Source organism: Pseudomonas sp. DNDY-54 (genome assembly GCF_019880365.1).
Lineage (GTDB): Bacteria > Pseudomonadota > Gammaproteobacteria > Pseudomonadales > Pseudomonadaceae > Stutzerimonas > Stutzerimonas stutzeri_P.
The window spans coordinates 1,547,978-1,569,913 of record NZ_CP082271.1; the positions used below are offsets into that span (position 1 = coordinate 1,547,978).

At 59.9% G+C, this 21,936-nt stretch carries 21 protein-coding genes and 4 tRNA genes; 23 read left to right on the top strand and 2 right to left on the bottom strand.

Annotated elements, in window-relative coordinates; all coding sequences use genetic code 11:
• Positions 1-32: 32 nt before the first annotated feature.
• Positions 33-1,229, bottom strand: a complete 1,197-nt coding sequence (locus K4O48_RS07275; protein WP_222911370.1) for an amino acid aminotransferase — start codon at positions 1,227-1,229, stop codon at positions 33-35.
• A gap of 331 nt (positions 1,230-1,560) precedes the next feature.
• Here K4O48_RS07275 and uvrB point away from each other — a divergent pair, with 331 nt between their 5' ends.
• The 7 genes from uvrB (at position 1,561) to K4O48_RS07310 (ending at position 6,584) form a co-directional block, all read left to right on the top strand.
• Positions 1,561-3,576 (top strand): excinuclease ABC subunit UvrB, encoded by a 2,016-nt coding sequence (gene uvrB / locus K4O48_RS07280; protein ID WP_222911371.1) that lies wholly within the window; start codon positions 1,561-1,563, stop codon positions 3,574-3,576.
• Positions 3,577-3,801: 225 nt separating this feature from the next.
• The gene (gene gltX / locus K4O48_RS07285) at positions 3,802-5,283 is read left to right on the top strand and encodes a glutamate--tRNA ligase (protein WP_222911372.1); all 1,482 of its coding nucleotides are present in this window, start codon (positions 3,802-3,804) and stop codon (positions 5,281-5,283) included.
• Positions 5,284-5,449: 166 nt separating this feature from the next.
• Positions 5,450-5,525: transfer RNA gene (locus K4O48_RS07290), tRNA-Ala, on the top strand.
• 51 nt (positions 5,526-5,576) lie between these two features.
• A tRNA-Glu gene (locus K4O48_RS07295) sits at positions 5,577-5,652 on the top strand.
• Between the two features lie 50 nt (positions 5,653-5,702).
• Positions 5,703-5,778 (top strand) — tRNA-Ala (locus K4O48_RS07300).
• A 46-nt stretch (positions 5,779-5,824) separates the two neighbouring features.
• Positions 5,825-5,900: transfer RNA gene (locus tag K4O48_RS07305), tRNA-Glu, on the top strand.
• 234 nt (positions 5,901-6,134) lie between these two features.
• Positions 6,135-6,584 (top strand): acyl-CoA thioesterase, encoded by a 450-nt coding sequence (locus K4O48_RS07310; protein WP_222911373.1) that lies wholly within the window; start codon positions 6,135-6,137, stop codon positions 6,582-6,584.
• A 13-nt stretch (positions 6,585-6,597) separates the two neighbouring features.
• Here K4O48_RS07310 and K4O48_RS07315 read toward each other — a convergent pair whose 3' ends face one another.
• On the bottom strand, positions 6,598-6,861 hold the full coding sequence (locus tag K4O48_RS07315) for a hypothetical protein (RefSeq protein WP_222911374.1): 264 nt from the start codon (positions 6,859-6,861) through the stop codon (positions 6,598-6,600).
• 201 nt (positions 6,862-7,062) lie between these two features.
• On the opposite strand from K4O48_RS07315, the gene dinB reads away from it, so the two are divergent.
• From dinB to K4O48_RS07395, 16 genes are all read left to right on the top strand, one after another.
• A complete protein-coding gene (gene dinB / locus K4O48_RS07320; protein WP_222912026.1) occupies positions 7,063-8,115 on the top strand; it encodes a DNA polymerase IV in 1,053 nt (350 codons plus the stop codon).
• A 375-nt stretch (positions 8,116-8,490) separates the two neighbouring features.
• Positions 8,491-9,411: an MSHA biogenesis protein MshI gene (locus tag K4O48_RS07325; RefSeq protein WP_222911375.1), complete on the top strand. Its 921-nt coding sequence runs from the start codon at positions 8,491-8,493 to the stop codon at positions 9,409-9,411.
• Positions 9,411-10,013 carry a PilN domain-containing protein gene (locus tag K4O48_RS07330; RefSeq protein ID WP_222911376.1) on the top strand — a complete coding sequence of 201 codons (603 nt, stop codon included), beginning with the start codon at positions 9,411-9,413 and terminating at the stop codon, positions 10,011-10,013. The genes K4O48_RS07325 and K4O48_RS07330 overlap by 1 nt, the downstream gene beginning before the upstream one ends.
• Positions 10,006-10,668 (top strand): type II secretion system protein GspM, encoded by a 663-nt coding sequence (gspM, locus tag K4O48_RS07335; protein ID WP_222911377.1) that lies wholly within the window; start codon positions 10,006-10,008, stop codon positions 10,666-10,668. The genes K4O48_RS07330 and gspM overlap by 8 nt, the downstream gene beginning before the upstream one ends.
• Complete coding sequence (locus tag K4O48_RS07340; RefSeq protein ID WP_260523707.1) at positions 10,661-10,996, top strand: Type II secretory pathway component; 336 nt, start codon at positions 10,661-10,663, stop codon at positions 10,994-10,996. The genes gspM and K4O48_RS07340 overlap by 8 nt, the downstream gene beginning before the upstream one ends.
• Positions 10,993-12,594, top strand: coding sequence for a pilus (MSHA type) biogenesis protein MshL (mshL, locus tag K4O48_RS07345; RefSeq protein ID WP_222911378.1), 1,602 nt, complete (start codon positions 10,993-10,995; stop codon positions 12,592-12,594). The genes K4O48_RS07340 and mshL overlap by 4 nt, the downstream gene beginning before the upstream one ends.
• 8 nt (positions 12,595-12,602) lie before the next feature.
• Positions 12,603-13,535 carry an ExeA family protein gene (locus K4O48_RS07350; RefSeq protein ID WP_222911379.1) on the top strand — a complete coding sequence of 311 codons (933 nt, stop codon included), beginning with the start codon at positions 12,603-12,605 and terminating at the stop codon, positions 13,533-13,535.
• Positions 13,532-14,926, top strand: a complete 1,395-nt coding sequence (locus K4O48_RS07355; RefSeq protein WP_222911380.1) for a tetratricopeptide repeat protein — start codon at positions 13,532-13,534, stop codon at positions 14,924-14,926. Before K4O48_RS07350 ends, K4O48_RS07355 begins: the two co-directional genes overlap by 4 nt.
• Complete coding sequence (locus K4O48_RS07360; RefSeq protein ID WP_222911381.1) at positions 14,923-16,647, top strand: GspE/PulE family protein; 1,725 nt, start codon at positions 14,923-14,925, stop codon at positions 16,645-16,647. The genes K4O48_RS07355 and K4O48_RS07360 overlap by 4 nt, the downstream gene beginning before the upstream one ends.
• Positions 16,648-17,026: 379 nt before the next feature.
• Positions 17,027-18,265, top strand: coding sequence for a type II secretion system F family protein (locus tag K4O48_RS07365; protein WP_222911382.1), 1,239 nt, complete (start codon positions 17,027-17,029; stop codon positions 18,263-18,265).
• Between the two features lie 192 nt (positions 18,266-18,457).
• Positions 18,458-18,961 (top strand): type II secretion system protein, encoded by a 504-nt coding sequence (locus K4O48_RS20580; RefSeq protein WP_222911383.1) that lies wholly within the window; start codon positions 18,458-18,460, stop codon positions 18,959-18,961.
• 25 nt (positions 18,962-18,986) lie between these two features.
• Positions 18,987-19,433, top strand: a complete 447-nt coding sequence (locus K4O48_RS20585) for a type II secretion system protein (protein WP_064482018.1) — start codon at positions 18,987-18,989, stop codon at positions 19,431-19,433.
• A 222-nt stretch (positions 19,434-19,655) separates the two neighbouring features.
• Positions 19,656-20,171 (top strand): Tfp pilus assembly protein FimT/FimU, encoded by a 516-nt coding sequence (locus tag K4O48_RS07380; protein ID WP_222911384.1) that lies wholly within the window; start codon positions 19,656-19,658, stop codon positions 20,169-20,171.
• Entirely contained in the window at positions 20,168-20,665 is a 498-nt protein-coding gene (locus K4O48_RS07385) for a prepilin-type N-terminal cleavage/methylation domain-containing protein (RefSeq protein WP_222911385.1), read from the top strand. Before K4O48_RS07380 ends, K4O48_RS07385 begins: the two co-directional genes overlap by 4 nt.
• Positions 20,662-21,528, top strand: a complete 867-nt coding sequence (locus K4O48_RS07390) for a PilW family protein (RefSeq protein WP_222911386.1) — start codon at positions 20,662-20,664, stop codon at positions 21,526-21,528. The genes K4O48_RS07385 and K4O48_RS07390 overlap by 4 nt, the downstream gene beginning before the upstream one ends.
• On the top strand, positions 21,518-21,925 hold the full coding sequence (locus K4O48_RS07395) for a hypothetical protein (RefSeq protein WP_222911387.1): 408 nt from the start codon (positions 21,518-21,520) through the stop codon (positions 21,923-21,925). The genes K4O48_RS07390 and K4O48_RS07395 overlap by 11 nt, the downstream gene beginning before the upstream one ends.
• The last annotated feature ends 11 nt before the right edge of the window (positions 21,926-21,936 follow it).

Sequence of the window (21,936 nt, forward strand, 5' to 3'; positions counted from 1 at the left end):
TGATAACTAAGGGGAAGTCAACCCTCGTCGAATTAGAGAACCTGCACAATCGCGTCGGTGACATGGTCCAGATTGTTGTGGTTCAGCGCTGCTGCACAGATGCGCCCGGTGCCGATGGCGTACACGCCGAACTCGACCCGCAGGCGCTCGACTTGAGCGGCGGTGAGGCCTGAGTAGGAGAACATTCCTCGCTGTTTGGCGACGAAGCTGAAATCCTGCTTGGCACCTTTCTCGGCCAGTTGCCGAACCATGGTCAGGCGCATGTCCTGGATGCGGGTGCGCATCTCACCAAGCTCGGTTTCCCACATCGTGCGCAGTTCCGGGCTATTGAGTACCGCTGATACGACCGTGGCGCCATGGGTTGGCGGGTTCGAGTAGTTAGTGCGAATGACGCGTTTGATTTGCGACAGTACGCGGGCTGACTCGTCACGGCTTTGGGTGACCATCGACAAGGCTCCTACGCGTTCGCCATACAGCGAGAACGATTTGGAGAATGAGCTGGAAACGAAGAAGCTCATGCCTGACTCGGCGAACAGGCGCACGGCGGCCGCGTCTTCTTCGATGTTGTCGCCGAAGCCTTGGTAGGCAATATCGATGAACGGAATGTGGTCATTCGCGCGCAGCACCTCGAGGATCTGCTTCCAATCTTCCGGCTGCAGGTCGACGCCGGTTGGATTGTGGCAACAGGCGTGCAGCACGACGATGGAGCGGGCCGGCAGGTTTTTCAGGTCTTCGAGCATGCCGGCGCGATCAATTCCATGGCTGCCAGCGTCGTAGTAGCTATAGTTTTGAACAGGAAATCCGGCGGACTCGAATAATGCGCGATGGTTTTCCCAGCTCGGATTGGTGATCGCCACGACAGCATCGGGCAGCATCCGCTTGAGGAAATCGGCACCGATTTTCAGTGCGCCGGTGCCACCGAGCGCTTGGGTCGTCACCACGCGACCATCGGCTACCAGTGCGGAGTCGGCGCCGAATAGAAGGCCCTGGACCGCCATGTCGTAGCTGGCGATGCCTTCGATCGGCAGGTAGCCGCGGGGTGCGTTCAGCTCCAGTCGAGCCATCTCCGCAGCGGCTACAGCGCGTAGCAGCGGGATTCGACCTTCTTCGTTGTAGTACACGCCCACCCCCAGGTTGACCTTGTTCTGCCGCGTGTCGGCATTAAAGGCTTCATTGAGGCCGAGGATCGGGTCGCGCGGCGCCATTTCGACAGCGGAGAACAAACTCATGGTGGGGAGGCTCGAAGAGAAGGAGTGAATGAAACAGCACCCTCGCTTCGCGCGGAGGGCAGGGCGCAAACGGGGCAAGAGTATAACGGGCATGGCCCATCGTCGCGATATGCTAGGGCGGTTTTTCTGACGAGGCGGAGCTGTTTTGTTGCTCGCTCCCTCGCTTGAACCGTGCGGTGAGGGAACAGCCTTGATATCCCTGATACCGGCCGCATTGAATGAGCGGTACTCGCGTCCTGCAGCTCGCGGTTGCTTGCCGATTAAACCCGTTAAAGCCTGCAGCAATGCTTAACGCTCGACCCCGGGCGGCTTGCAATCACAAGAGGTTGATATGTCGCAGTTCGAATTGGTCACTCGTTTCAAGCCCGCCGGTGACCAGCCTGAAGCCATTCGGCAGATGATCGAAGGCATCGAGGCCGGGTTGTCACATCAGACGCTGCTGGGTGTCACGGGCTCCGGCAAGACCTTCAGTATCGCCAACGTCATCGCTCATGTGCAGCGGCCGACGCTGGTGCTCGCGCCGAACAAAACATTGGCTGCGCAGCTGTACGGGGAGTTCAAGGCGTTCTTCCCGAACAACGCGGTCGAGTATTTCGTTTCCTATTACGACTACTACCAGCCCGAAGCCTACGTGCCGTCCTCTGACACCTTCATCGAAAAGGACGCCTCGATCAATGACCATATCGAGCAGATGCGCCTGTCGGCGACCAAGGCGCTACTGGAGCGCCCGGACGCAATCATCGTTACCACCGTCTCCTGTATCTATGGCCTGGGTGATCCGCAGTCGTATCTGAAGATGGTGCTGCACGTCGACCGGGGTGATCGCCTGGATCAACGGGAACTGTTGCGCCGCCTGACCGGCTTGCAATACACGCGAAATGACATGGACTTCGCCCGTGCAACCTTTCGGGTGCGAGGCGATGTCATCGATATCTTTCCCGCCGAATCCGATCTGGAGGCGGTCCGTATCGAGCTGTTCGATGACGAGGTGGAAAGCCTGTCCGCGTTCGATCCGCTGACCGGAGAGGTCATTCGCAAGCTTCCGCGCTTCACGTTTTATCCGAAGAGCCACTACGTGACGCCCCGCGAAACGCTGCTCGATGCCATCGAGAACATCAAGGCAGAACTCAAAGATCGCCTCGATTATCTACGCGCCAACAACAAACTGGTGGAGGCGCAGCGGCTCGAGCAGCGAACCCGTTTCGATCTGGAAATGATCATGGAGCTGGGCTACTGCAATGGCATCGAAAACTACTCACGTTATTTGTCCGGGCGCGCTTCGGGCGAGGCGCCGCCAACGCTCTATGACTATCTGCCAGCCGATGCGCTACTGGTAATCGATGAGTCGCATGTCAGCGTGCCGCAGGTCGGCGCGATGTATAAAGGCGACCGATCGCGCAAGGAAACCCTGGTCGAATATGGCTTCCGCCTCCCGTCGGCGCTGGATAACCGACCTATGCGTTTCGACGAATGGGAGGCGATCAGCCCCCAAACGATTTTCGTCTCGGCAACCCCTGGGCCCTATGAGGCGGAGCATTCCGGTCGAGTGATCGAGCAGGTGGTACGGCCGACAGGGCTGGTCGATCCACAGATCGAAGTGCGACCGGCGTTGACCCAGGTCGATGACCTGCTCTCGGAAATCACCAAGTGTGTCGCCAAGGAAGAGCGGGTGTTGGTGACGACGCTGACCAAGCGGATGGCTGAAGACCTGACGGATTACCTGGGCGACCACGGGGTTCGGGTGCGTTACCTGCACTCGGACATCGATACTGTCGAACGCGTGGAGATCATTCGGGATCTGCGTCTGGGCGTATTTGACGTCCTGGTGGGTATCAACCTGCTACGCGAGGGCCTCGATATGCCTGAGGTTTCGCTGGTGGCGATCCTCGATGCCGACAAGGAAGGCTTCCTGCGCTCGGAGCGTTCGCTGATTCAGACCATTGGCCGCGCCGCGCGTAACCTCAATGGCCGGGCGATTCTCTATGCCGACCGCATCACTGGCTCCATGGAGCGAGCCATTGGCGAAACTGAGCGTCGCCGCAACAAGCAGATCGCTTTCAACGAGGCGCATGGCATCGTGCCCCAGGGCGTATTCAAGGATGTGAAGGATATTCTGGAAGGCGCCACGGTGCCTGGTTCGCGCAGCAAGAAACGTCGCGGTGAGGCAAAGGCGGCGGAAGAAGCGGCGCGGTACGAGAACGAATTGCGGTCGCCAAGCGAGATCACCAAGCGGATTCGGCAGTTGGAAGAGAAGATGCTTGCCTATGCGCGTGACCTGGAGTTCGAGGCTGCCGCGCAGACCCGCGATGAGATCCACAAGCTGCGCGAGCGCCTGCTGCAGGTCTGATCCTTTAGCAGCAACCCGGTCGTCATGACAGAAGGCGGTTCTATGTAAAGAGGCTGCGCGCAGCTTCTCGACACAGCGGCGCGTCAGCGCTGATCAAGGAAAGGGTCAGGTAGAGTCGGTAGAGGTGCGCCTGTTAACATCGCGCCTTTACCAGCGCTGACCGGCGACGGGCATAGACGTCAATGGCCGCTGCGTTTTCCTCTGTGCCTCCGATTCGAGAACATCATGACCACCGTTCGTACCCGTATCGCGCCATCGCCCACAGGCGACCCCCATGTTGGCACCGCCTATATCGCGTTGTTCAACCTTTGCTTTGCTCGCCAGCACGGCGGCCAGTTCATTTTGCGCATCGAGGATACGGATCAGCTACGTTCGACGCGCGAGTCCGAGCAACAGATTTACGATGCGCTGCGCTGGCTGGGCATAGAGTGGGACGAGGGCCCTGATGTCGGTGGCCCGCATGGTCCTTACCGACAGAGCGAACGCGGCGAGATCTACAAGAAGTATTCCGACGAGCTGGTCGCCAAGGGTCATGCGTTCCCTTGTTTCTGCAGCGCCGAGCGACTTGATCAGGTGCGCGCCGAGCAGATGGCGAACAAGGAAACGCCGCGCTACGACGGCCATTGCATGCATATCGCCGCCGAAACGGCGCAACAGCGCATTGCGGCCGGTGAGTCCCACGTGATCCGCATGAAGGTGCCGAGTGACGGCGTCTGTCAGGTGCAGGACATGCTCCGCGGCACCGTGGAAATCGGTTGGGACCGCATGGACATGCAGGTGCTGATGAAGGCAGACGGTTTGCCGACCTATTTTCTAGCCAATGTGGTTGATGATCATCTGATGGGGATCACCCACGTGCTGCGCGGCGAGGAGTGGCTGCCGTCCGCACCGAAGCTGATCAAACTCTACGAATATTTCGGCTGGGAACAGCCGCAGCTCTGCTACATGCCCCTGTTGCGTAATCCTGACAAGAGCAAGTTGTCCAAGCGCAAGAACCCGACGTCCGTGACCTTTTACGAGCGCATGGGCTTCATGCCTGAGGCGATGCTTAACTATCTGGGCCGCATGGGCTGGTCGATGCCGGACGAGCGTGAAAAATTCACCTTGGCCGAGATGATCGAACACTTCGATATCAATCGTGTTTCGCTGGGCGGCCCGATATTCGATGTCGAGAAGCTGTCCTGGCTCAACGGCCAGTGGCTGCGTGAGTTGTCGGTGGAGCAGTTTGCCGAGCAGGTGCAGAGGTGGGCGTTCAACCCTGAGTACATGATGAAGATCGCACCGCACGTGCAGCAGCGGGTCGAGACCTTCAGTCAGATTGCTCCGTTGGCCGGTTTCTTCTTTTCCGGCGCGCTGGATCTGGATCCCGCGCTCTTCGAGCACAAGAAGCTCGACGCGACCCAGGTGCGACAGGTCCTGCAATTGACCCTCTGGAAGTTGGAGGCCCTGCGTCAGTGGGATAAGGAGCGCATCACCGAATGTATCCAGGCGGTTGGCGCTCACCTCGAGTTGAAATTGCGCGATGTCATGCCGTTGATGTTCGCCTCCATTACCGGCCAGGCCAGTTCGGTATCGGTGCTCGATGCGATGGAAATTATCGGTCCGGATCTGACCCGTTTCCGTCTGCGGCAAGCACTTGAGCTGCTGGGTGGAGCGTCGAAAAAGGAAGTCAAAGAATGGGAAAAGCTGTTCGCGGCGATGGCTTGAGTGCCGCGGAGTTGGAGGAATGCAATTCCATCCTGCTTACGGAACGTACCGCCGCCGCTCGTCGGCGGTAAGTAATTGTTCTGATGCTGAAAAATCTGCGGTCAGCAGGAAAAATATCGTTGACACTGTCCAGGGGCGCACCTAATATGCGCCCCGTCCTCGAGATGGGGCTATAGCTCAGCTGGGAGAGCGCTTGCATGGCATGCAAGAGGTCGACGGTTCGATCCCGTCTAGCTCCACCAATCTCGATTGCCACACCGGTCTTTTGATCGGTCGCCTTTGAAGGGCCTTGCGTCCCCTTCGTCTAGTGGCCTAGGACACCGCCCTTTCACGGCGGTAACAGGGGTTCGAGTCCCCTAGGGGACGCCATTATTCAGAACGCGTAGCGTAAGCGGCGCGAGTCGGGAGACGTTAAATCCGGGGCTATAGCTCAGCTGGGAGAGCGCTTGCATGGCATGCAAGAGGTCGACGGTTCGATCCCGTCTAGCTCCACCAACCCACGACAGGTCGTAGCGGTTACGCTCTGTTCATCGAAGGTTTCGTCCCCTTCGTCTAGTGGCCTAGGACACCGCCCTTTCACGGCGGTAACAGGGGTTCGAGTCCCCTAGGGGACGCCATTTTTTTTGCCCGTTTTGGGCATCCAAGGGTCATTTCTCACGAAGTGGCCCTTTTTGTTTTGCGCGCGATTTTTGTTGTTTGAAAACTGGGATCGGTCGCGTTCATCAGGTTGCAATGGCCGGCCGGCTGAATAGCACACCATCAGGCGACAGCCATACGCGTGACATCCGGCAGCGTCTGGCTTCCAATAGCGGGCGGTCGTACTAGGCGGTGCACACCACAGCGAGGGCAGGATGATTTGGGATCAGACCGACGCGTTCATCATCGACTTCACCGTCGAGGCCGAGCATATCGACGAACTGGGTCATGCCAACAACGCGGTGTATGTGTCATGGCTTGAGCGATGTGCCTGGCAGCACTCGCAGAGCCTCGGCTTGGGATTGGATGACTATCGTCGCCTAGACCGTGCCATGGCGGTGCTCAGGCATGAAATCGATTACGTGGCGGCGGCTTATCAGGGCGATCGCCTTCAGCTGGCGACCTGGATCGTCGATTCGGATCAGCGTCTCAAGATGAAGCGTAACTTTCAGCTGATCAGACCCGCCGACAACGTCACGCTACTGCGTGCGCAGACCACTTTTGTGTGCATTCAGCTTTCAAATGGGAAACCCAAGCGAATGCCGGTCGAATTTGTCGAGGGGTACGGCAAGGCGCTGATTCAGCCTTACCCCCTCGAGCTTTGAGGCGCGCTGGGCGTTAGCGTTGCTCTGGTTTGCTGACGTCTGCCTCGCGGCGCTCTTCTGCGTCTTCGCGCCAATCATCTTGTACTTCGTTCTTCATCTTCTGATCCATTGTTTTGCCATCGCTGTCTACGTTGCCCGTATTGGCGCGCTGATGGTTCTCACTCATGGCGCTGCCGTGGGTGTCGGCGGCAGCGCCTTGGGTGCCTTCCTGATTGGCCATAGCGCCAGTCGCGAAAAGGCCGGCCAGAATTGCAGCAGTCAGGGGTGCGGTTTGCATGTGAACCTCCAGTCAAAGGGGGGTGTTGGGTCCTGCCTCTTTAGTTCCGACTCGGCGCTGGCGCGAATGTTCGGCATAAGGCGGCCGACCCAGCGGTGTCCTCGCCAGGCGACAGATCAGCGATAATGCGTGCCGGCGCGCGCTCATCTGCTGGGCAAGGGCGTTCATTGGTGAAGCTACGAGTTTTCCACCGTTAATCCGATCCGAAAAATCATCCACGTCGATTGCGACTGCTTTTATGCGGCCATCGAGATGCGTGACGATCCAACCCTTGCAAACCGGCCCATTGCGGTCGGTGGGTTGGCCGACCGCCGTGGCGTCATTGCGACCTGCAATTATGAAGCGCGAGCCTATGGCGTGCGTTCCGCCATGGCGTCCGGGCACGCGCTGAAGTTATGCCCGGATCTTTTGATTCTTCGGCCGAGGATGGACGCCTATAAAGAAGCTTCACGCGAGATTCACGGGATTTTTCGAACCTACACCGATCTCATCGAACCCCTTTCGCTCGATGAAGCGTTCCTGGATGTGAGCGGCTGCGAGCACTTTGCCGGCAGCGCGACGCGCATCGCCCAGGACATACGCCGCCGAGTCTGGCAGCAGCTGCGTATTACCGTATCGGCCGGCGTCGCGCCGAACAAATTCCTCGCCAAGATCGCCAGTGATTGGAACAAGCCGGATGGCCTGTTCGTGATCACGCCGGATCAGGTCGACGATTTCGTGCTTGCCTTACCCGTCACCAAGCTCCACGGCGTCGGACGCGTGACGGCCGAAAAGCTCAAACGCATGGGTATCGAGACCTGCGCCGACCTGCGGACCTGGAAGCGCCTCGACCTCGTACGTGAGTTCGGCTCGTTTGGCGAACGGCTCTGGGGGCTGGCGCATGGGATCGATGATCGCGTGGTGCAGGTCGAAAGTCGTCGCCAGTCGGTCAGCGTCGAGAATACCTACGACCGTGACTTGCCGGATTTGGCGGCCTGTCTCGAGCGGCTGCCGGAGTTGCTTGGGCAGCTCACCGTGAGAATGGCGCGGCTTGATAGCGGGTATAGGCCGGGCAAGCCCTTCGTAAAGCTCAAGTTTCATGACTTCACCCAGACCACCCTGGAGCAATCGGGTGCGGGGCTAGAGCTGGAAGACTATGCCGACTTGCTAGCCAGCGCTTTTGCACGCGGCAAGCGCCCCGTTCGGCTGATCGGGGTAGGCGTCCGTTTGATAGACCTGCGCAGCGGGTTCGAGCAGCTACGTTTATTCCAATAGACGACCGCCGGTCGGCCGCCCGATCCATCGCTATTTCCTGGCATTTCTTGGTACGCCCATTGCTCAAGGTCCAATCGACATCAACGCCGCCAGATAACAGGCGTCTCGCGTTTCTTCATACGTTCACATCCTGACAGACGGCCGACGAGCGGTTTAACGCGCGTTGACGAACCGGCCGATAACCCACCGTGCACGGGTTTTTGACAGTTACCCGATATGAGCTAAGCGAGCGACAGTATTTGGACTCGCGGCCGCACTTTGCTACAGTCGCGGCAGGAGTTGGTGGCTAATTGATATCGGTGCCAGCATGATGGTACTGGCATCGGTTTTTTACATGTCTGTAGGTCACCAGGTCGTTCAGGAGTGCTGTTCCCGATGGGTTTGTTTTTCAAACGCCGCAACACTGCCGCCGGCGGTCTGCTAGGCCTCGAGCCGGGGCCGCACGGCATCGCGCTCGCGCACGTCCAGCGCGCCCCTGGTCAGGCGCCGCAGTTGCGCCGTTGCGTCTATCTGGAAGGCACACCTGAAACCCAAGCCGACCTGCTCAAGCAGATCGTCGCCGAGCATGGCCTGAATGGCACATCGGTCAACGTCGTGCTGCATCCCTCCGCCTATCAGTTTTTTCTGCTGGAGGCGCCGGACGTCCCCGGCGACGAACTGCGCGACGCGATGCGTTGGCGCGTTAAAGATCTGATCAGCGAGCCTTTGGAAGACGTGGTCGTCGATTGTTTTGCGCTCCCCGAGGATGCCTACCGCGGCCGCACGCGCATGGTGTATTGCGCCGTGCTGAACAAATCCCGAATGAACGGCGTTCACGCATTGGTAGGGCACGCCGGGCTGAGCCTGGCGAGTATCGACATTACCGAAATGGCGTTGCGCAACCTCGGTCTGCTGGCGGGGGCGGATGCAATGAACCTCGCGCTGCTGCGCCTGCGTACCAGTGAAGGTCTCATCACCGTCCAGAACAGTGCCGATCTCTATATGGCGCGGCGTATGGAACACGGGTTGGCGCGGGCCGACCAGGATCTGTCCAGCATGATGCTGGAAATCCAGCGTTCGCTGGATTACTACGAAAGCCAGTTGGGCAAAGGCTATATCAGTCGCTTACTGCTGCTACCCATGAAGCAGGATGGTGAGCGAACCCATCAGGCACTTGCCGCCGGGCTTGCCGTCAATCTGCAGCGACTGGACCTGCGTGACCTGTTTCCGGGCCAGTCGGCGAGCGATCTTCCCGAGTCGAGTCAGGCCTTCTGCATTGGCGCGGTCGGCGCTGCCCTGCGTCAGGATGCGAGCTGATGCAGAACATCAATCTATATCAACGTGAACGCCGCCATGGCGGCGGGCCTCGGCCACGTCAGATGCGGCTGGGCGCGGTGCTTGTTATCGCTGCGCTGAGCGTCCATGGCGCGTGGCAGGGCTGGCAGCTGCACGCAGCCAGTGGCGTAACGCTGCAAGCTGAACAACAGGCTGCACAGGTCGAGACCAAGCTCGAGGTGGTCAAGGCGGGCTTTCGTGAACCGACGCTTGATCCGCGGCTCCCTCTGCAGCTGGCCGAGCGCGAGGCCGAGAACCGTGAATTGCAACAATTGGCCGATCACCTGAAAGCCCTGGATGCTCAGCGCAGCAGTGGTTTTGCCGCGCTGTTACAAGGATTGGCTGATCGTCATCCGCCTCAAGGGCTCTGGCTGACGCAGATTCGCCTGCACGCCGGTGGCGACGATCTGGCGCTTCAGGGCCTGACCCAGGACCAGGAACTCCTGCCGCTTTATCTACAAAGCCTCGGTCAGAGCACAGCGTTCAGTGGCCGAGACTTCGCCCATTTTGACCTTCAGCGAGATGAGCAGGATCTGTTGCGTTTCCGGTTGTCCTCACAGGCAGTGGAGCCGGGCGATGAATAAGTTCGCGCAGTATTGGCAGAACCTCGCGCCACGCGAGCAATGGCTGACGTTCGGTGTGGGTCTGGCGCTGCTGATCATGCTCTACGTGCTCCTGGTTGCCGAGCCATTGAGCGTGCGGATTGCAGCAGAACAAAACCGACAGAAAGAGGCCAATGCCCGTCAGGTCACGGCAGAAAACGGCTTGCTGGAAATCCAGGCCAAGCTCGCCGCTGATCCAAATCTGAGCTACCGACAGGCATTGGCGACAGCCCAGGCCAGTCATCAAATGCTGTTGCAACGCATCGACGTGGAAACCAGCACGCTGGTATCTCCAGCGAGGATGAAGGCCTTATTGCAGGATCTGTTGCGCAATCAGGCGAAGCTCAAGCTGGTGGCACTGGAAAGCTCGTCAGCTCCGCTCGCCCTGCCTGCCGCCGCCGTGGCCGAGCCGAAAGAGAAGGCGCCACCCGTGGTGTTCTATCGCCACGGCCTGCGCCTGACGCTGGAAGGCGGATACTTCGATCTGCTCACCTACCTCTACGCGATTCAGGCCAGCGGCTGGCGTTTGCATTGGGACAGCTTGAATTATGAAGTGGACGAGGGAGGTACCAGCCGAGCGCGGGTCGTCCTCGATCTGCATACCTTGAGTCGCGACGCGGGGTGGGTCGGTGTTTAAGTCAGCCATCACGCTTTTGGGCCTGGCGTCGCTGGCGGCCGTCGCGCCTGCGTTCGCGCTCGACCCCACCCAGCCACCCGCAGGGCGACTGACGGCTGCCGCGGCGCCAGCCGAAGCGGCGTCAATATTGCGTTTGCAAGCCATTATGCGTGTCGGAACTCGCGTCAGCGCCGTGATCGATGGGCGAACGCTAACCGTCGGTGATCGCGTTGGCGATGCCCGCATCCTGGCGATCCACCCGCACGCCGTCGTCATCGATCGCCAAGGCCAGCAGCATGAACTGCGCCTGAGCGCCCCCATCATTCAATCGAGCCGTACCCAGCCATGATGCCGACCCTGATGTCTCGCTTCGGCGTGTTGAGCCTGTTCTGCCTGCTTTCCGCCTGCCAAACCTTTGAAGACGGCGACAAACGCCTGTACGAGCAGAGCAATCGCCTTTTCGAGGAAAGCCTTGAGCAGAGCCAGCGAAAGGTGGCGCCACCCGCGTCGGTTCAAGCGGGTCTGATTCCACCGTTGACGATGAGAGACAACCGCCTCGCCACGGGGCCACGTTTTGATGTGGCCGTCAGTGACATGCCCGCCCGCGAGTTCTTCCTGAGTTTGATGGACAGTGCCGGCGAGAACCTGCTGGTGCATCCCGGCGTGACCGGTAACGTGACCTTCAGCCTGCGCAACGTCACCCTGGACGAAACCCTGGCGGCCGTTCGCGATAGCTATGGCTACGATTACCGCCGCACCGCTTATGGCTATCAGATCGAGCCGAACCAGGCGATCACCCGCACCTATGATTTGGACTACCTCAACGTCCAGCGCCAGGGCATGACCGACACACGCGTGAGCTCGGGGCAGGTAACCAGCAGCGATAGCACCGGCGTCGGCGCAGCCGGTACCACTACCAGCAGCACCTCATCGACAGTCAATGCCAGCCAGTTGTTGACCACCAGCAATGTGGATTTCTGGAGCGAAGTGCGTGCCGTTATCGAAATGATGATCGGCGGCGAGGAGGGCAATCAGGTCGTCGTCAATCCGCAAAGCGGGTTGCTTGTGGTGCGTGCATCCAGCGCGGACCAGCAGGCGGTGGAACGCTTCCTCGTACAGGCGCAGCGCAACCTGCAACGTCAGGTCATCCTCGAAACCAAGATCCTCGAAGTGAACCTGTCTGACGGCTTCCAGTCCGGCATCAACTGGGCGCAGCTCGGTAGCATGGGCAACGCCGATTTCAGCCTTGGCGTGCAAGGGGATGCCTTGAGCGGGCCGAATAACGTCGGCGGGGTGTTCAGCGCTGCCGTGCAGGTTGGCGATTTCACCGGAGTGCTGCAGCTGCTTGAAACCCAGGGCGAAGTCCGCGTGCTGTCCAGTCCGCGAATCTCGACCCTTAACAACCAGAAGGCGGTCATCAAGGTCGGAACCGATGAATTCTTCGTGACGGACGTGTCGACCACTACCACTTCGCTCGTGGGCGGCACCACCGCACCGGATCTGGACATCACCCTGACGCCATTTTTCTCCGGTATCTCGCTCGATGTGACGCCGCAGATCGACGAGAACGGCCAGGTCACGCTGCACGTGCGGCCCACCGTGAGCCGCGTACAGGACCAGAACAAAAGCATCCAGCTAGGAGGCTCGGATAACGTCTTCAACCTGCCTCTCGCACTCTCGACAACACGTCAGTCCGACTCCATCGTGCGGGCTCGCAGCGGTCAGGTGGTTGTGATCGGCGGCCTGCTGGAAAACCGCAACACCAACACCGATGCCAACATTCCCTGGGCATCGAAGTTGCCGGTGGTTGGCACGCTGTTCCAACAGCAGCGCAAAGCCTTTCAGCAGACCGAACTGGTCATTCTCATGCGCCCACAGGTCGTGGACGACCAGGTCTGGCTGGATGATTTGCGCAAGTCCGCCGAATCCTTCCGGTCGACAAGGTAACGACCGGCATGTACGAAGCTTTTTTCGGCCTGCGTGAAAAGCCGTTCGCGCTTACCCCGAACACTGGCTTTTTGGTCCAGCTGGCGCCTTATCAGGCCTGCCTCAATCTTCTGCGCGTGGCGCTGAGCGAGGGAGAGGGCTTTATCAAGGTGACTGGCGAGGTGGGCACGGGTAAGACATTGCTCTGCCGCGCGCTGCTGAACGAGCTGGACGCCGAACAGTATCAGGTTGCCTGGCTGCCCAATCCGACGCTCACGCCAATGGCTCTGCGCCAGGCGCTGGCCCAGGAGCTGCACGTCGCTAACGTGGGCGATCTCGACAATCACGGCTTGCTCACGGCGCTTCATGCGCGGTTAATCGAGCTGGCGGGACAGGGCAAGAGTACGGTCCTGCTGATCGACGAGGCGCAGGCGCTGCCGACCGCTACGCTGGAAGCTCTGCGGTTGTTGACCAACCTGGAAACCGAACACAACAAGCTGCTGCAGGTGGTGCTGTTTGGGCAGCCTGAGCTGGACGCAACGCTGGCGCGTGAGGACTTCCGTCAGCTGCGTCAGCGCATCACCTTTTCCTATCGTTTGCGGCCGCTGGATGTCAGTGATGCCACCCGTTACTTGCAAGAACGGCTGGCTGTGGCGGGCTATCGCGGCGAACCGTTATTCCAGACGGCGGCGGTACGTTTACTGGTACGCGGCAGCGGCGGCATTCCAAGGTTGCTCAATATCCTGGCGAACAAGTGCCTGATGGTTGCCTTCGGTGAAGGTGCGCGCCAGGTCCTGGCTCGTCATGTCCGCCGCGCGCTGGATGACACCGAAGGCGCCCGAGCTTTCTGGCGAAACCCTTCCCAGCGCTTCGGCTGGACCCTGACCGGCGTCGGCCTGTCGCTGGCACTGGTCGTGGGTGCCTGGCCATGGTTGGTGCAACTCGCGGAGGTGCTGCCGTGAGTCTGGTCAACGGCATGCTCAGAGACCTGGAAGCGCGCCGCGCTGCACCAGCCGAGCGGCAACAACTGGGTAGCATCCATGCGGTTGACGAAGCCGGTGCGGTTCGGCGTGAGCGCTCCGAGCGTCTGCGCCGTGGACTGCTGATTATCGCGGCAACCGTGCTGGTCGCCATTGCGCTGGTGTTGCTTTTCGATCGCCTGCGGGCCGGAGTTGAACCGGCAGTGGTTCCGCCAGAGCCGGTTGAGCAGGCATTGCCCACCGCCGAGGTGTTCGACCAAACGCGGCTGCTCGACGTACTGCCGCAAAACGATGGTCGGCGTTTCGTGCTGCAGTTATTGCTCGATCGGTCTGTGAGCTATCAGCGAATCGATACCGCCGGCTCGGTCAGCCTGCAGCTGAAAGATGTCGCGTTTTCAGGTGAGGCACGCACGGGACGTATCGAGAAAGAAGGGCAGACCCTATCCTGGCGGGTGGAGCCGCAGGGCCGCGACACCAACGTTCTGCTGGTTGGTTTCGGTGATCGGTTGAACGTTGCCGATCGGCTGGAATCGATGGGCGACCGTGCGCAGCTGTGGCTGGAGGTCTCCCTGAGCGGCGCGGAGGAGACTGAGGAAGAATCCGTGGCCATGCCGGTAGCCGAATCCGCTCAAATGGAGGCGGCACAGCTGCCGGAGTGGGTGACACGCGAGGCTCCGCCTGCTGAACAAGTTTCAGCGCCTGCCCGTGCAGAAGCGACCCCAGCGGCGCCAGTGCAGACGAACCCGGTCAGTGTCGCTGAACGTCCTGTGCCGACGGGGCCAAAAAGGCTCAGCATCGGCGCCCATCAACCCGGTGCCCTTGCCAGCGCTCGGCAGTCTCTCGTCCGTGGCGATCATCTGCAGGCCATACAGCAGTTGCAGACGCTGCATCAGGCTCAGCCAACCAATCCGGAGGTCAGCCGCTGGCTGGCCCGTGCTTATCTCGCTGCGGGGGATGCCCCTGCGCTCTTGAGCTGGCTGCCGGCCCAGCTACACGCGCGTCCGTTCGATACGGAGCTGCGTGAGTTGCTCGCACGTGGCCAGCTACAGGCAGGTGACCAAGCCGCAGCGGTCGCAACGCTCCAGCAGCACGCACCCGAGCTGCAGCGCAACGCGGGCTATCACGCCGTGCTTGCGGCGCTCTATCAGCAGGTCGGTGACTGGTCCGCCAGCGCCGCGACCTACCGACAGCTCGTCGCGCTACAACCCAATCAGGGTGCCTGGCAGCTGGGGCTTGCTATCGCGCTGGAACAACTCGATCAGCCGGTACAGGCCGGTCGGCATTATCGGCTGGCCTTGCAAGGCCAGGGATTGGATGAAAGCGCACGCCAGTTCGCTATCGAACGCGCCGGTTCCCTGGGAGGAACGCCATGACTCAGGACATTCGCCAGCGCAAGATTCGTCTCGGCGACCTGCTCGTCCAGGCGGGGCTGATCAACGAATCCCAGTTGCAGCTCGCGCTTCAGGACCAGAAGCGTACCGGCTCGAAGCTCGGGCGCACCGTCCTTGACCTTGGGTTTATCGATGAAGGTCGCCTGCTTCGTGCGTTGTCTGAACAGCTGAAGATTCCCTTCGTAGAGCTCAAGCATTACAAGTTTGACAATCAATTGACGCAGAGCCTCCCCGAGGCGGTGGCGCGGCGGTTCCGCGTCATCGTGCTGTCGCGCCAGGCGGACGGTTTGCTGGTCGGCATGACGGATCCACTCGACCTGTTCGCGCAGGACGAAATGGAGCGCTTGCTTGGCAAGCGGGTGTTCCCCGCGGTGGTTCGCGAGAGCGAACTCCTGGGTGCGCTCGATCAGCTTTATCGGCGCACCAGCGAAATCGCGTCGCTGGCCGGTGAGCTGGAAGGTGAGCTGCAAGACAGTGATTTCGACCTGTCCCGCCTCGGCGCGGACAGCAACAGCGATGCGCCAGTGGTGCGTCTGCTGCAAACGCTATTCGAAGATGCCGTGCAGATGAAAGCGTCCGACATTCACATCGAGCCTGATGAAGGTGTGGTGCGGATTCGTCAACGTATCGATGGTGTGCTCAACGAGCAGGTGATGAAGGAGCATCGCGTCGCGTCGGCGCTCGTCATGCGGCTGAAGATCATGTCCGGTCTGGATATCTCTGAAAAACGCCTGCCACAGGACGGTCGCTTCAATATCCGGGTTAAGAACCGCAACCTCGACGTGCGCGTCTCGACCATGCCCGTGCAGTTCGGCGAATCCGTGGTGATGCGTCTGCTCGACCAGAGCGGGGCGATGTTCAAGCTCGAAGGGACCGGTATGCCACCGGCCATGCTCGACCGCTTCCGCCGCTTGTTGCAAAGGCCACATGGCATGGTGCTTGTCACCGGCCCGACCGGTTCGGGTAAGACCACCACCCTGTATGCCGGCCTGTCGGAGCTGAACAGCCCGGAAAAGAAGATCATCACGGTAGAAGACCCGGTCGAATATCGTTTGCCGCGGGTCAACCAGGTCCAAGTCAACGCCAAGATCGAATTGACCTTTGCGCGCGTGCTGCGCGCCGCACTCCGCCAGGACCCGGACATCGTCTTGGTGGGTGAAATCCGGGACCAGGAAACCGCGGAGATCGGCCTGCGCGCCGCGCTCACGGGGCACTTGGTCCTGTCCACGTTGCACACCAACGACGCGCTGACCTCAGCCATGCGTCTGATCGACATGGGTGTGGAACCTTTTCTCGTCGCCACAGCACTCAACGCCGTCCTCGCACAGCGCCTGATACGGCGCGTCTGTGAAAACTGCCGGGAAGACCATCAGCCCGATCCGCGCCAGCTGGCCTGGTTGGAGACGCTGCATGGCGGCTCGCTGGCGGACAAGCGCTTCCGCCGTGGTAGCGGTTGCCACCAGTGCCACAACAGTGGATACAGCGGACGGGTCGGCGTCTACGAACTGCTCGAGCTCGACGAGCCGATGATTGCGGCGCTGCGCCGTGGTGATCCGCAAGGTTTTGCCGAAGCTGCCCGTCAACAGCCGCACTATCGGCCACTGGCCGAATGCGCCCTGGACTACGCCATCGCCGGCATTACCAGCGTCGATGAAGTGCTCAAAGTGTGCGCCACCCTGGCGGATGACGAGGTGACCGCGTGATCGCCGTGCCCAGCCCACGCCGCACTGCTCTTGTAGGAGCCAGCTTGCTGGCGAACCCGGGATGCTCGGCGGAGCACCGCTTTCGCGAGCAAGCTCGCTCCTACAACCGCGTGGATAGCGCTATATCTCACCAGCGCACGGCCACTCCCCAGAATGTGGAGGGGCTTCGGATTAACCAATTCCAACGTTCGGCTTTGATTCATGTTGATATCCAGGCGGATTCCGCGGTTTTTGTAGGAGCCAGCTTGCTGGCGAATCCGGGATGTTCAGCGGCGCACAACCTTCGCGCGCGCGCTCGCGCCTACGGACACTCGGTCGGCTCGCCGGCTTTGGTTGGCATCACGCTTTCGGCACGGCACGTTGACGGACGGCGCGCCTGATGCCTGCCTTTCGTTACACCGGCCGCAACGCCCAAGGCGCCAAGATCAGCGGGGCGCTCGAGGGCGCCAGCGCTGATTCCGTCGCCGGTGAATTGCTTTCACGCCAGATCACTCCGCTGACCATTGAAGCCAGCGAGAGCCAGGCGGGCAGTGGCGATGCGTTGGCGATGCTGCGCGAAAAGCTGCGCCGCAAGCGCGTCGATCTGGATGAGCTGATCATCTTCAGCCGCCAGATGTACAGCCTGAGCAAGGCCGGTGTGCCGATCATTCGCGCTATCGGCGGTCTGGCTGAGTCGAACCGAAATCTGTTCTTTAGACAGATCCTGCAGGACGTGCGCGCCAGTCTGGAAAGCGGCCAATCGATGGCCGTGGCGCTGAACGCCCACCCCAAGGTATTCAACAACCTGTTCGTCAGCATGGTCAGCGTCGGCGAAAACACTGGCCAGCTCGATCAGGCCTTTAAACAGCTGTCGGCCTACCTCGAGCTGGAACGCGAAACCCGCAAGCGCATCAAGCAGGCGACTCGTTATCCCATCTTCGTCATGGTCGCCATGGGCGTCGCGCTGGCAGTGATCAATCTGCTGGTGATCCCAGCGTTCGCCAAGGTCTTCGCCCAGTTCCACGCCCAGCTGCCGTGGGCCACCCGCGTGCTGATCGGCACCTCCAATTTCATGCGCGACTACTGGTGGCTGTTGCTGCTGGGCATCGTGGGCGGGCTTTATGCCTTCTTCAAATGGACCGAGACCGATGCCGGACGACTCCAATGGGACCGCATCAAACTGCGCCTGCCCATTGTCGGCGGCATCTTCGAACGCATCGCTCTGGCGCGTTTCACCCGCACCTTCGCGATGATGTACCGCGCCGGTGTGCCGTTGCTGCAGACGCTCTCGATCAACAGCGCCAGCGTCGGCAATCAGCATATCGGGCAGGCGATCCTCGGCATCCGCGAGAGCGTCGAACGCGGCGAAGCCCTGACCCGCTCGGCTCACAACTCCGGCCTGTTCACCCCTTTGGTGCTGCAGATGATGGCCGTGGGCGAAGAAACCGGAGCGCTGGACGACCTCTTTATCGAAGTCGCCGATTTCTACGAACAGGAAGTCGACTACGACCTCAAGCAATTGGCGGACGCCATCGAACCGATTCTCATCGTTTGCATGGGCGTGATGGTGTTGGTACTGGCGCTCGGTGTGTTTTTGCCGATGTGGGAGCTGGGCAGTGCGGCACAGGGGAGGGGGTGATCGCGGGTGTGGCGGGAAGTTTGCTATGGCTTCCCGCCAGTGCGCCAAACGCCACTTTGTCGAATATGAACAAGCGATAACGCCAACGGAACAGAGTCCGGAGATCACTGACGTGTCACGGAAGGCACGTCGGTATAAACAAAATGGGTCGGCCACGGAAAGGCACCACTGACCGCCAACTGAGGAAAGGAAATGAACAGGCAAAATGGTTTCACGATGATCGAGTTGGTGGTGGTAATAGCCATCCTCGGAATCCTCGCAGCAGTTGCGTTGCCGCGTTTTATTGATGTTGCAGATGATGCTCATGAGGCTTCGGTGCGAGGCGTCGGCGGTGCGCTTGCGTCCGCAGTAATGCTCGCGCGTGCACAGTGGGAAGTTAACCGGGGCAAGGGCATAACGTCGAACGATAACGTTGTGGGCTTTGGCTCCGGAAACATCGACGTCAACACCAGTGGCTGGCCGGTTGGCATCGATGGCGGCAATACGCTTGGCTCGATTGCCGATTGCCAGGCGCTCTGGACCAACCTGCTGCAAGGTTCCGCGCCGACCATTACGGGAACTGCGCCGAATTACGTTGCCACACTGGCCGGCGGCACCGGTCAGGCCTGCACCTACACCTACCAGAGCCAAGACAAGAACGACACGATCGTCTACGACTCGGCACTCGGTACTGTAGTCACCACTTTCAAACCGTAATACCAACTGCCTCGGGGGCATAGAAATGAAGAAACAACAAAGCGGTTTCACCATGATTGAGCTGATTATGGTGATTGTGATTCTTGGGATACTGGCGGCGTTTGCATTGCCGAAGTTTGTCGACCTTGGGGGTGATGCTCGTGCGGCTACATTGCAGGCGGCCTACGGCTCGATGAAGTCAGCGTCAGCTATGGCCCATTCGTCTTGGTTGGCAAAGAATGGTAGTACCGATGTTGTCTCCGTGGAGGGCACGGATTACACAATGGCTAACGGGTACCCTGCCGCGGCAGATATCGCAGTGCTTGCTGGCATGTCAGTCGGAACGACATCCGATTTTGAACAAGTTGGAACCACGGGTGCTGTTTACAAGCCACGAGGAGCTACTTCCGATACTACTTGTATCGTGACCTATGTCGCGGCGACAGATACCGCCGCACCACAGATTTCCATCGTCGCTTCGGACTGCAACTAAGTTCAGCGGCATATCAGGCTCAGTCGAGCAGCGAAACCGTAAAACCGACATTCGTTGGAAGTTCCGGTAGCCATGTAGGGCGGGTGCAACCCGCCGAATCCTGGCGGCTTGCACAACGGTTGTAAGCACTCCGGAGGCGCAACTCACGGGCTTATCACCCGGCGGGTTTCATCCGCCCTACGTTATGGCTGGCCTTTGCTTGTGTTTGAACAAGAGCTTCATATGAAATACCAACGCGGTTTCACCATCGTCGAGCTAGTCATGTCCATCGTGATTATGGGCATTCTAACCGCTGCGGTGGGACCGCGTTTTTTCGACAGAAAGGTTTACGACGAGCGCCTGTTCTTTGAAGAAACAATTGCGGCGGTGCGTTATGCGCAGAAGTTTGCAATTGCCAGCGGGTGTGCCGTTCAAGTATCTCTCCATGACCGCGGTTATAACTTGATAAAAGAACGCAACTGCGACTCGCTAGCCGAGCCGCCTGATTTCTGCTCAGCCGATGAACCCCCTATTGTTTGCGAAATAAAGACATTAGCCGGGGATGTTTATGAAGGCATGAACATAAACGAAGTCAGCGTAGGGGAGCGTGGCTTCCCGCTTTATTTTGACTCTTTAGGCAGACCCAAACGGGCAGCTGATTTGCAATGTGATCAGGTGGCTGGATCAATTCCTGCCGGTTGCGCCACCATCGGTGCGTTCATCTTTAGCGTGACCGCCGAAACCGGGCTGGTGCAATGAAGCATCAGCGCGGCGTAACGCTTATCGAGCTGGTGATCAGCATAGTGATCATCGGCATCGCCGCGGCGGCACTTTACTCAGCAATGGCCTCAATCGTCGGCCGCTCTGCCGATCCAATGTTGCGCCAACAGAGCCTGACGATTGCCGAAGGTTATCTGGAGGAAATCCTGATTCAGCCTTATCTAGATCCAGGCACGTTCAGCATTGGCAGTTGCGAGAAAACGGCCGGTTTGCCCCGGGCACGGTTCGATGACGTCTGTGACTACGCGGAATTGGAGGATATAGGCGTTCGCGATGCGGTGGGAAATCTCATCACAGGGTTGGCTGGGTACAAAGTGCGCGTCGCGGTTGCCAGCTTGGCCTCGTGGAATGGAGTGCCGGCTCGGCGTATCGAGGTGACTGTCACAGACCCGTCCGGGCATGACTTGCGCCTGTCGGGCTTCAGGACCTGCTACGGTGAAACGGACAATGACGGGACGGACCGATGCCCATGAGATCGGTGCGTGGTTTTACCTTGGTGGAGTTGGTCATGGTGATCGCGCTGTCCGGCATTGTGCTGGTGATGATCACTACGGTGCTCCAACGCCCGCTTGAGTCGTTCTTTGCCCAGAGTCGTCGCAGCGAACTGGTTGAGCAGGCAGCTGTCGCGCTGAACCGGATGGCGAGAGACATCCGCTTGGCGGTGCCAAATTCGGTTCGTCAGTCTGATGCGCACACGCTGGAAACGCTGAATATTCTACAAGCGGGTCGCTATGTCTCGAATCGGACCGGTGGCGGGGGCCTGCGTTTTTCCACCGAGCCCTCTGGTTGCGAAACGACTAATGGGCGTTGCGACGGCTTTCAGGTGCTCGATTCGGATTTACAGGTCGAGGGTGCGCGCTGGCTCGTCGTCAATAATATCGGCGCGGTGAGCGGTCATGCTCCCACACCTGGGGGCAACGTCTGGGCATATGCCAATCCGGGCGTAATCACCCCAACTGATACGACCTTCAGTGCCACGAGCTCTGACAATGAAACCCATATTTCCCTGAGTTTACCCGGTGGCGACTTCACCTTTGCCTATGCGTCGCCACAGCGACGCTTCTACCTGGCCGATCAGGTTGTCGGCTATCGCTGCACTCCCGCCAGCGAAGGCGGGCAGTTGCTGCGCTATACGACAAAAACACTCTCGGCATCCGTGCCTAGCGTCGCCCCGGTAGGTTCTGTTCCGGTCGCTTCCCATGTAACCGCCTGCAGCTTTGCCTACCAGCCGGGTAATCCGCAACGTCCGGGGCTGGTTACGTTGAGCTTGACGCTGGCCCGAGACGGCGAATCCATCACCCTTCAGCAACAGGTGCAAGTCGACAATGCGCCATGAAAAAGGCTTTTCGCTGATCGCCGCTATGTTCGTGATGATCGTCGTCGCGCTGGCGGTCGTTGCCATGGCACGGCTTTCGGTCAGCACCAGCGGAACGCTGAGCCTGGCTATCCAGCAAGCCCGTGCCTACCAGGCGGCTCGGGCCGGACTTGAATGGGGCATTCGCAAGGCTGTGAAGGACGGGGTCTGTCAGGGTAGCGCTAGTCTCGTACTTGAGGGCGTGCTTTCAGAGTTTACTGGCGTCGTGGTGTCTTGTCGGCCGGTGATGTATCCGGCACGCGAGAACGGCAATGACTTGCATGTATACACCATCAACTCCGTTGCACAGAACGCGGGTTCGCCTTCTATGCGGCCAGATTATTCGTTTCGAAAGTTGGAGGCGAAGGTTGAGCGTTAGCGTTAGGCATA

Excerpts from the sequence above, each read along its gene's own strand:
- uvrB (WP_222911371.1), top strand. The coding sequence starts at position 1,561 with ATGTCGCAGTTCGAATTGGTCACTCGTTTCAAGCCCGCCGGTGACCAG.
- K4O48_RS07315 (WP_222911374.1), bottom strand. The coding sequence starts at position 6,861 with ATGCAAACCGCACCCCTGACTGCTGCAATTCTGGCCGGCCTTTTCGCG.
- K4O48_RS07380 (WP_222911384.1), top strand. The coding sequence starts at position 19,656 with ATGAAATACCAACGCGGTTTCACCATCGTCGAGCTAGTCATGTCCATC.
- K4O48_RS07310 (WP_222911373.1), top strand. The coding sequence starts at position 6,135 with ATGATTTGGGATCAGACCGACGCGTTCATCATCGACTTCACCGTCGAG.
- mshL (WP_222911378.1), top strand. The coding sequence starts at position 10,993 with ATGATGCCGACCCTGATGTCTCGCTTCGGCGTGTTGAGCCTGTTCTGC.
- K4O48_RS07385 (WP_222911385.1), top strand. The coding sequence starts at position 20,168 with ATGAAGCATCAGCGCGGCGTAACGCTTATCGAGCTGGTGATCAGCATA.
- K4O48_RS07360 (WP_222911381.1), top strand. The coding sequence starts at position 14,923 with ATGACTCAGGACATTCGCCAGCGCAAGATTCGTCTCGGCGACCTGCTC.
- gspM (WP_222911377.1), top strand. The coding sequence starts at position 10,006 with ATGAATAAGTTCGCGCAGTATTGGCAGAACCTCGCGCCACGCGAGCAA.
- K4O48_RS20580 (WP_222911383.1), top strand. The coding sequence starts at position 18,458 with ATGAACAGGCAAAATGGTTTCACGATGATCGAGTTGGTGGTGGTAATA.
- gltX (WP_222911372.1), top strand. The coding sequence starts at position 3,802 with ATGACCACCGTTCGTACCCGTATCGCGCCATCGCCCACAGGCGACCCC.
- K4O48_RS20585 (WP_064482018.1), top strand. The coding sequence starts at position 18,987 with ATGAAGAAACAACAAAGCGGTTTCACCATGATTGAGCTGATTATGGTG.
- K4O48_RS07275 (WP_222911370.1), bottom strand. The coding sequence starts at position 1,229 with ATGAGTTTGTTCTCCGCTGTCGAAATGGCGCCGCGCGACCCGATCCTC.
- K4O48_RS07365 (WP_222911382.1), top strand. The coding sequence starts at position 17,027 with ATGCCTGCCTTTCGTTACACCGGCCGCAACGCCCAAGGCGCCAAGATC.
- K4O48_RS07325 (WP_222911375.1), top strand. The coding sequence starts at position 8,491 with ATGGGTTTGTTTTTCAAACGCCGCAACACTGCCGCCGGCGGTCTGCTA.
- K4O48_RS07350 (WP_222911379.1), top strand. The coding sequence starts at position 12,603 with ATGTACGAAGCTTTTTTCGGCCTGCGTGAAAAGCCGTTCGCGCTTACC.
- K4O48_RS07330 (WP_222911376.1), top strand. The coding sequence starts at position 9,411 with ATGCAGAACATCAATCTATATCAACGTGAACGCCGCCATGGCGGCGGG.
- K4O48_RS07395 (WP_222911387.1), top strand. The coding sequence starts at position 21,518 with ATGCGCCATGAAAAAGGCTTTTCGCTGATCGCCGCTATGTTCGTGATG.
- K4O48_RS07390 (WP_222911386.1), top strand. The coding sequence starts at position 20,662 with ATGAGATCGGTGCGTGGTTTTACCTTGGTGGAGTTGGTCATGGTGATC.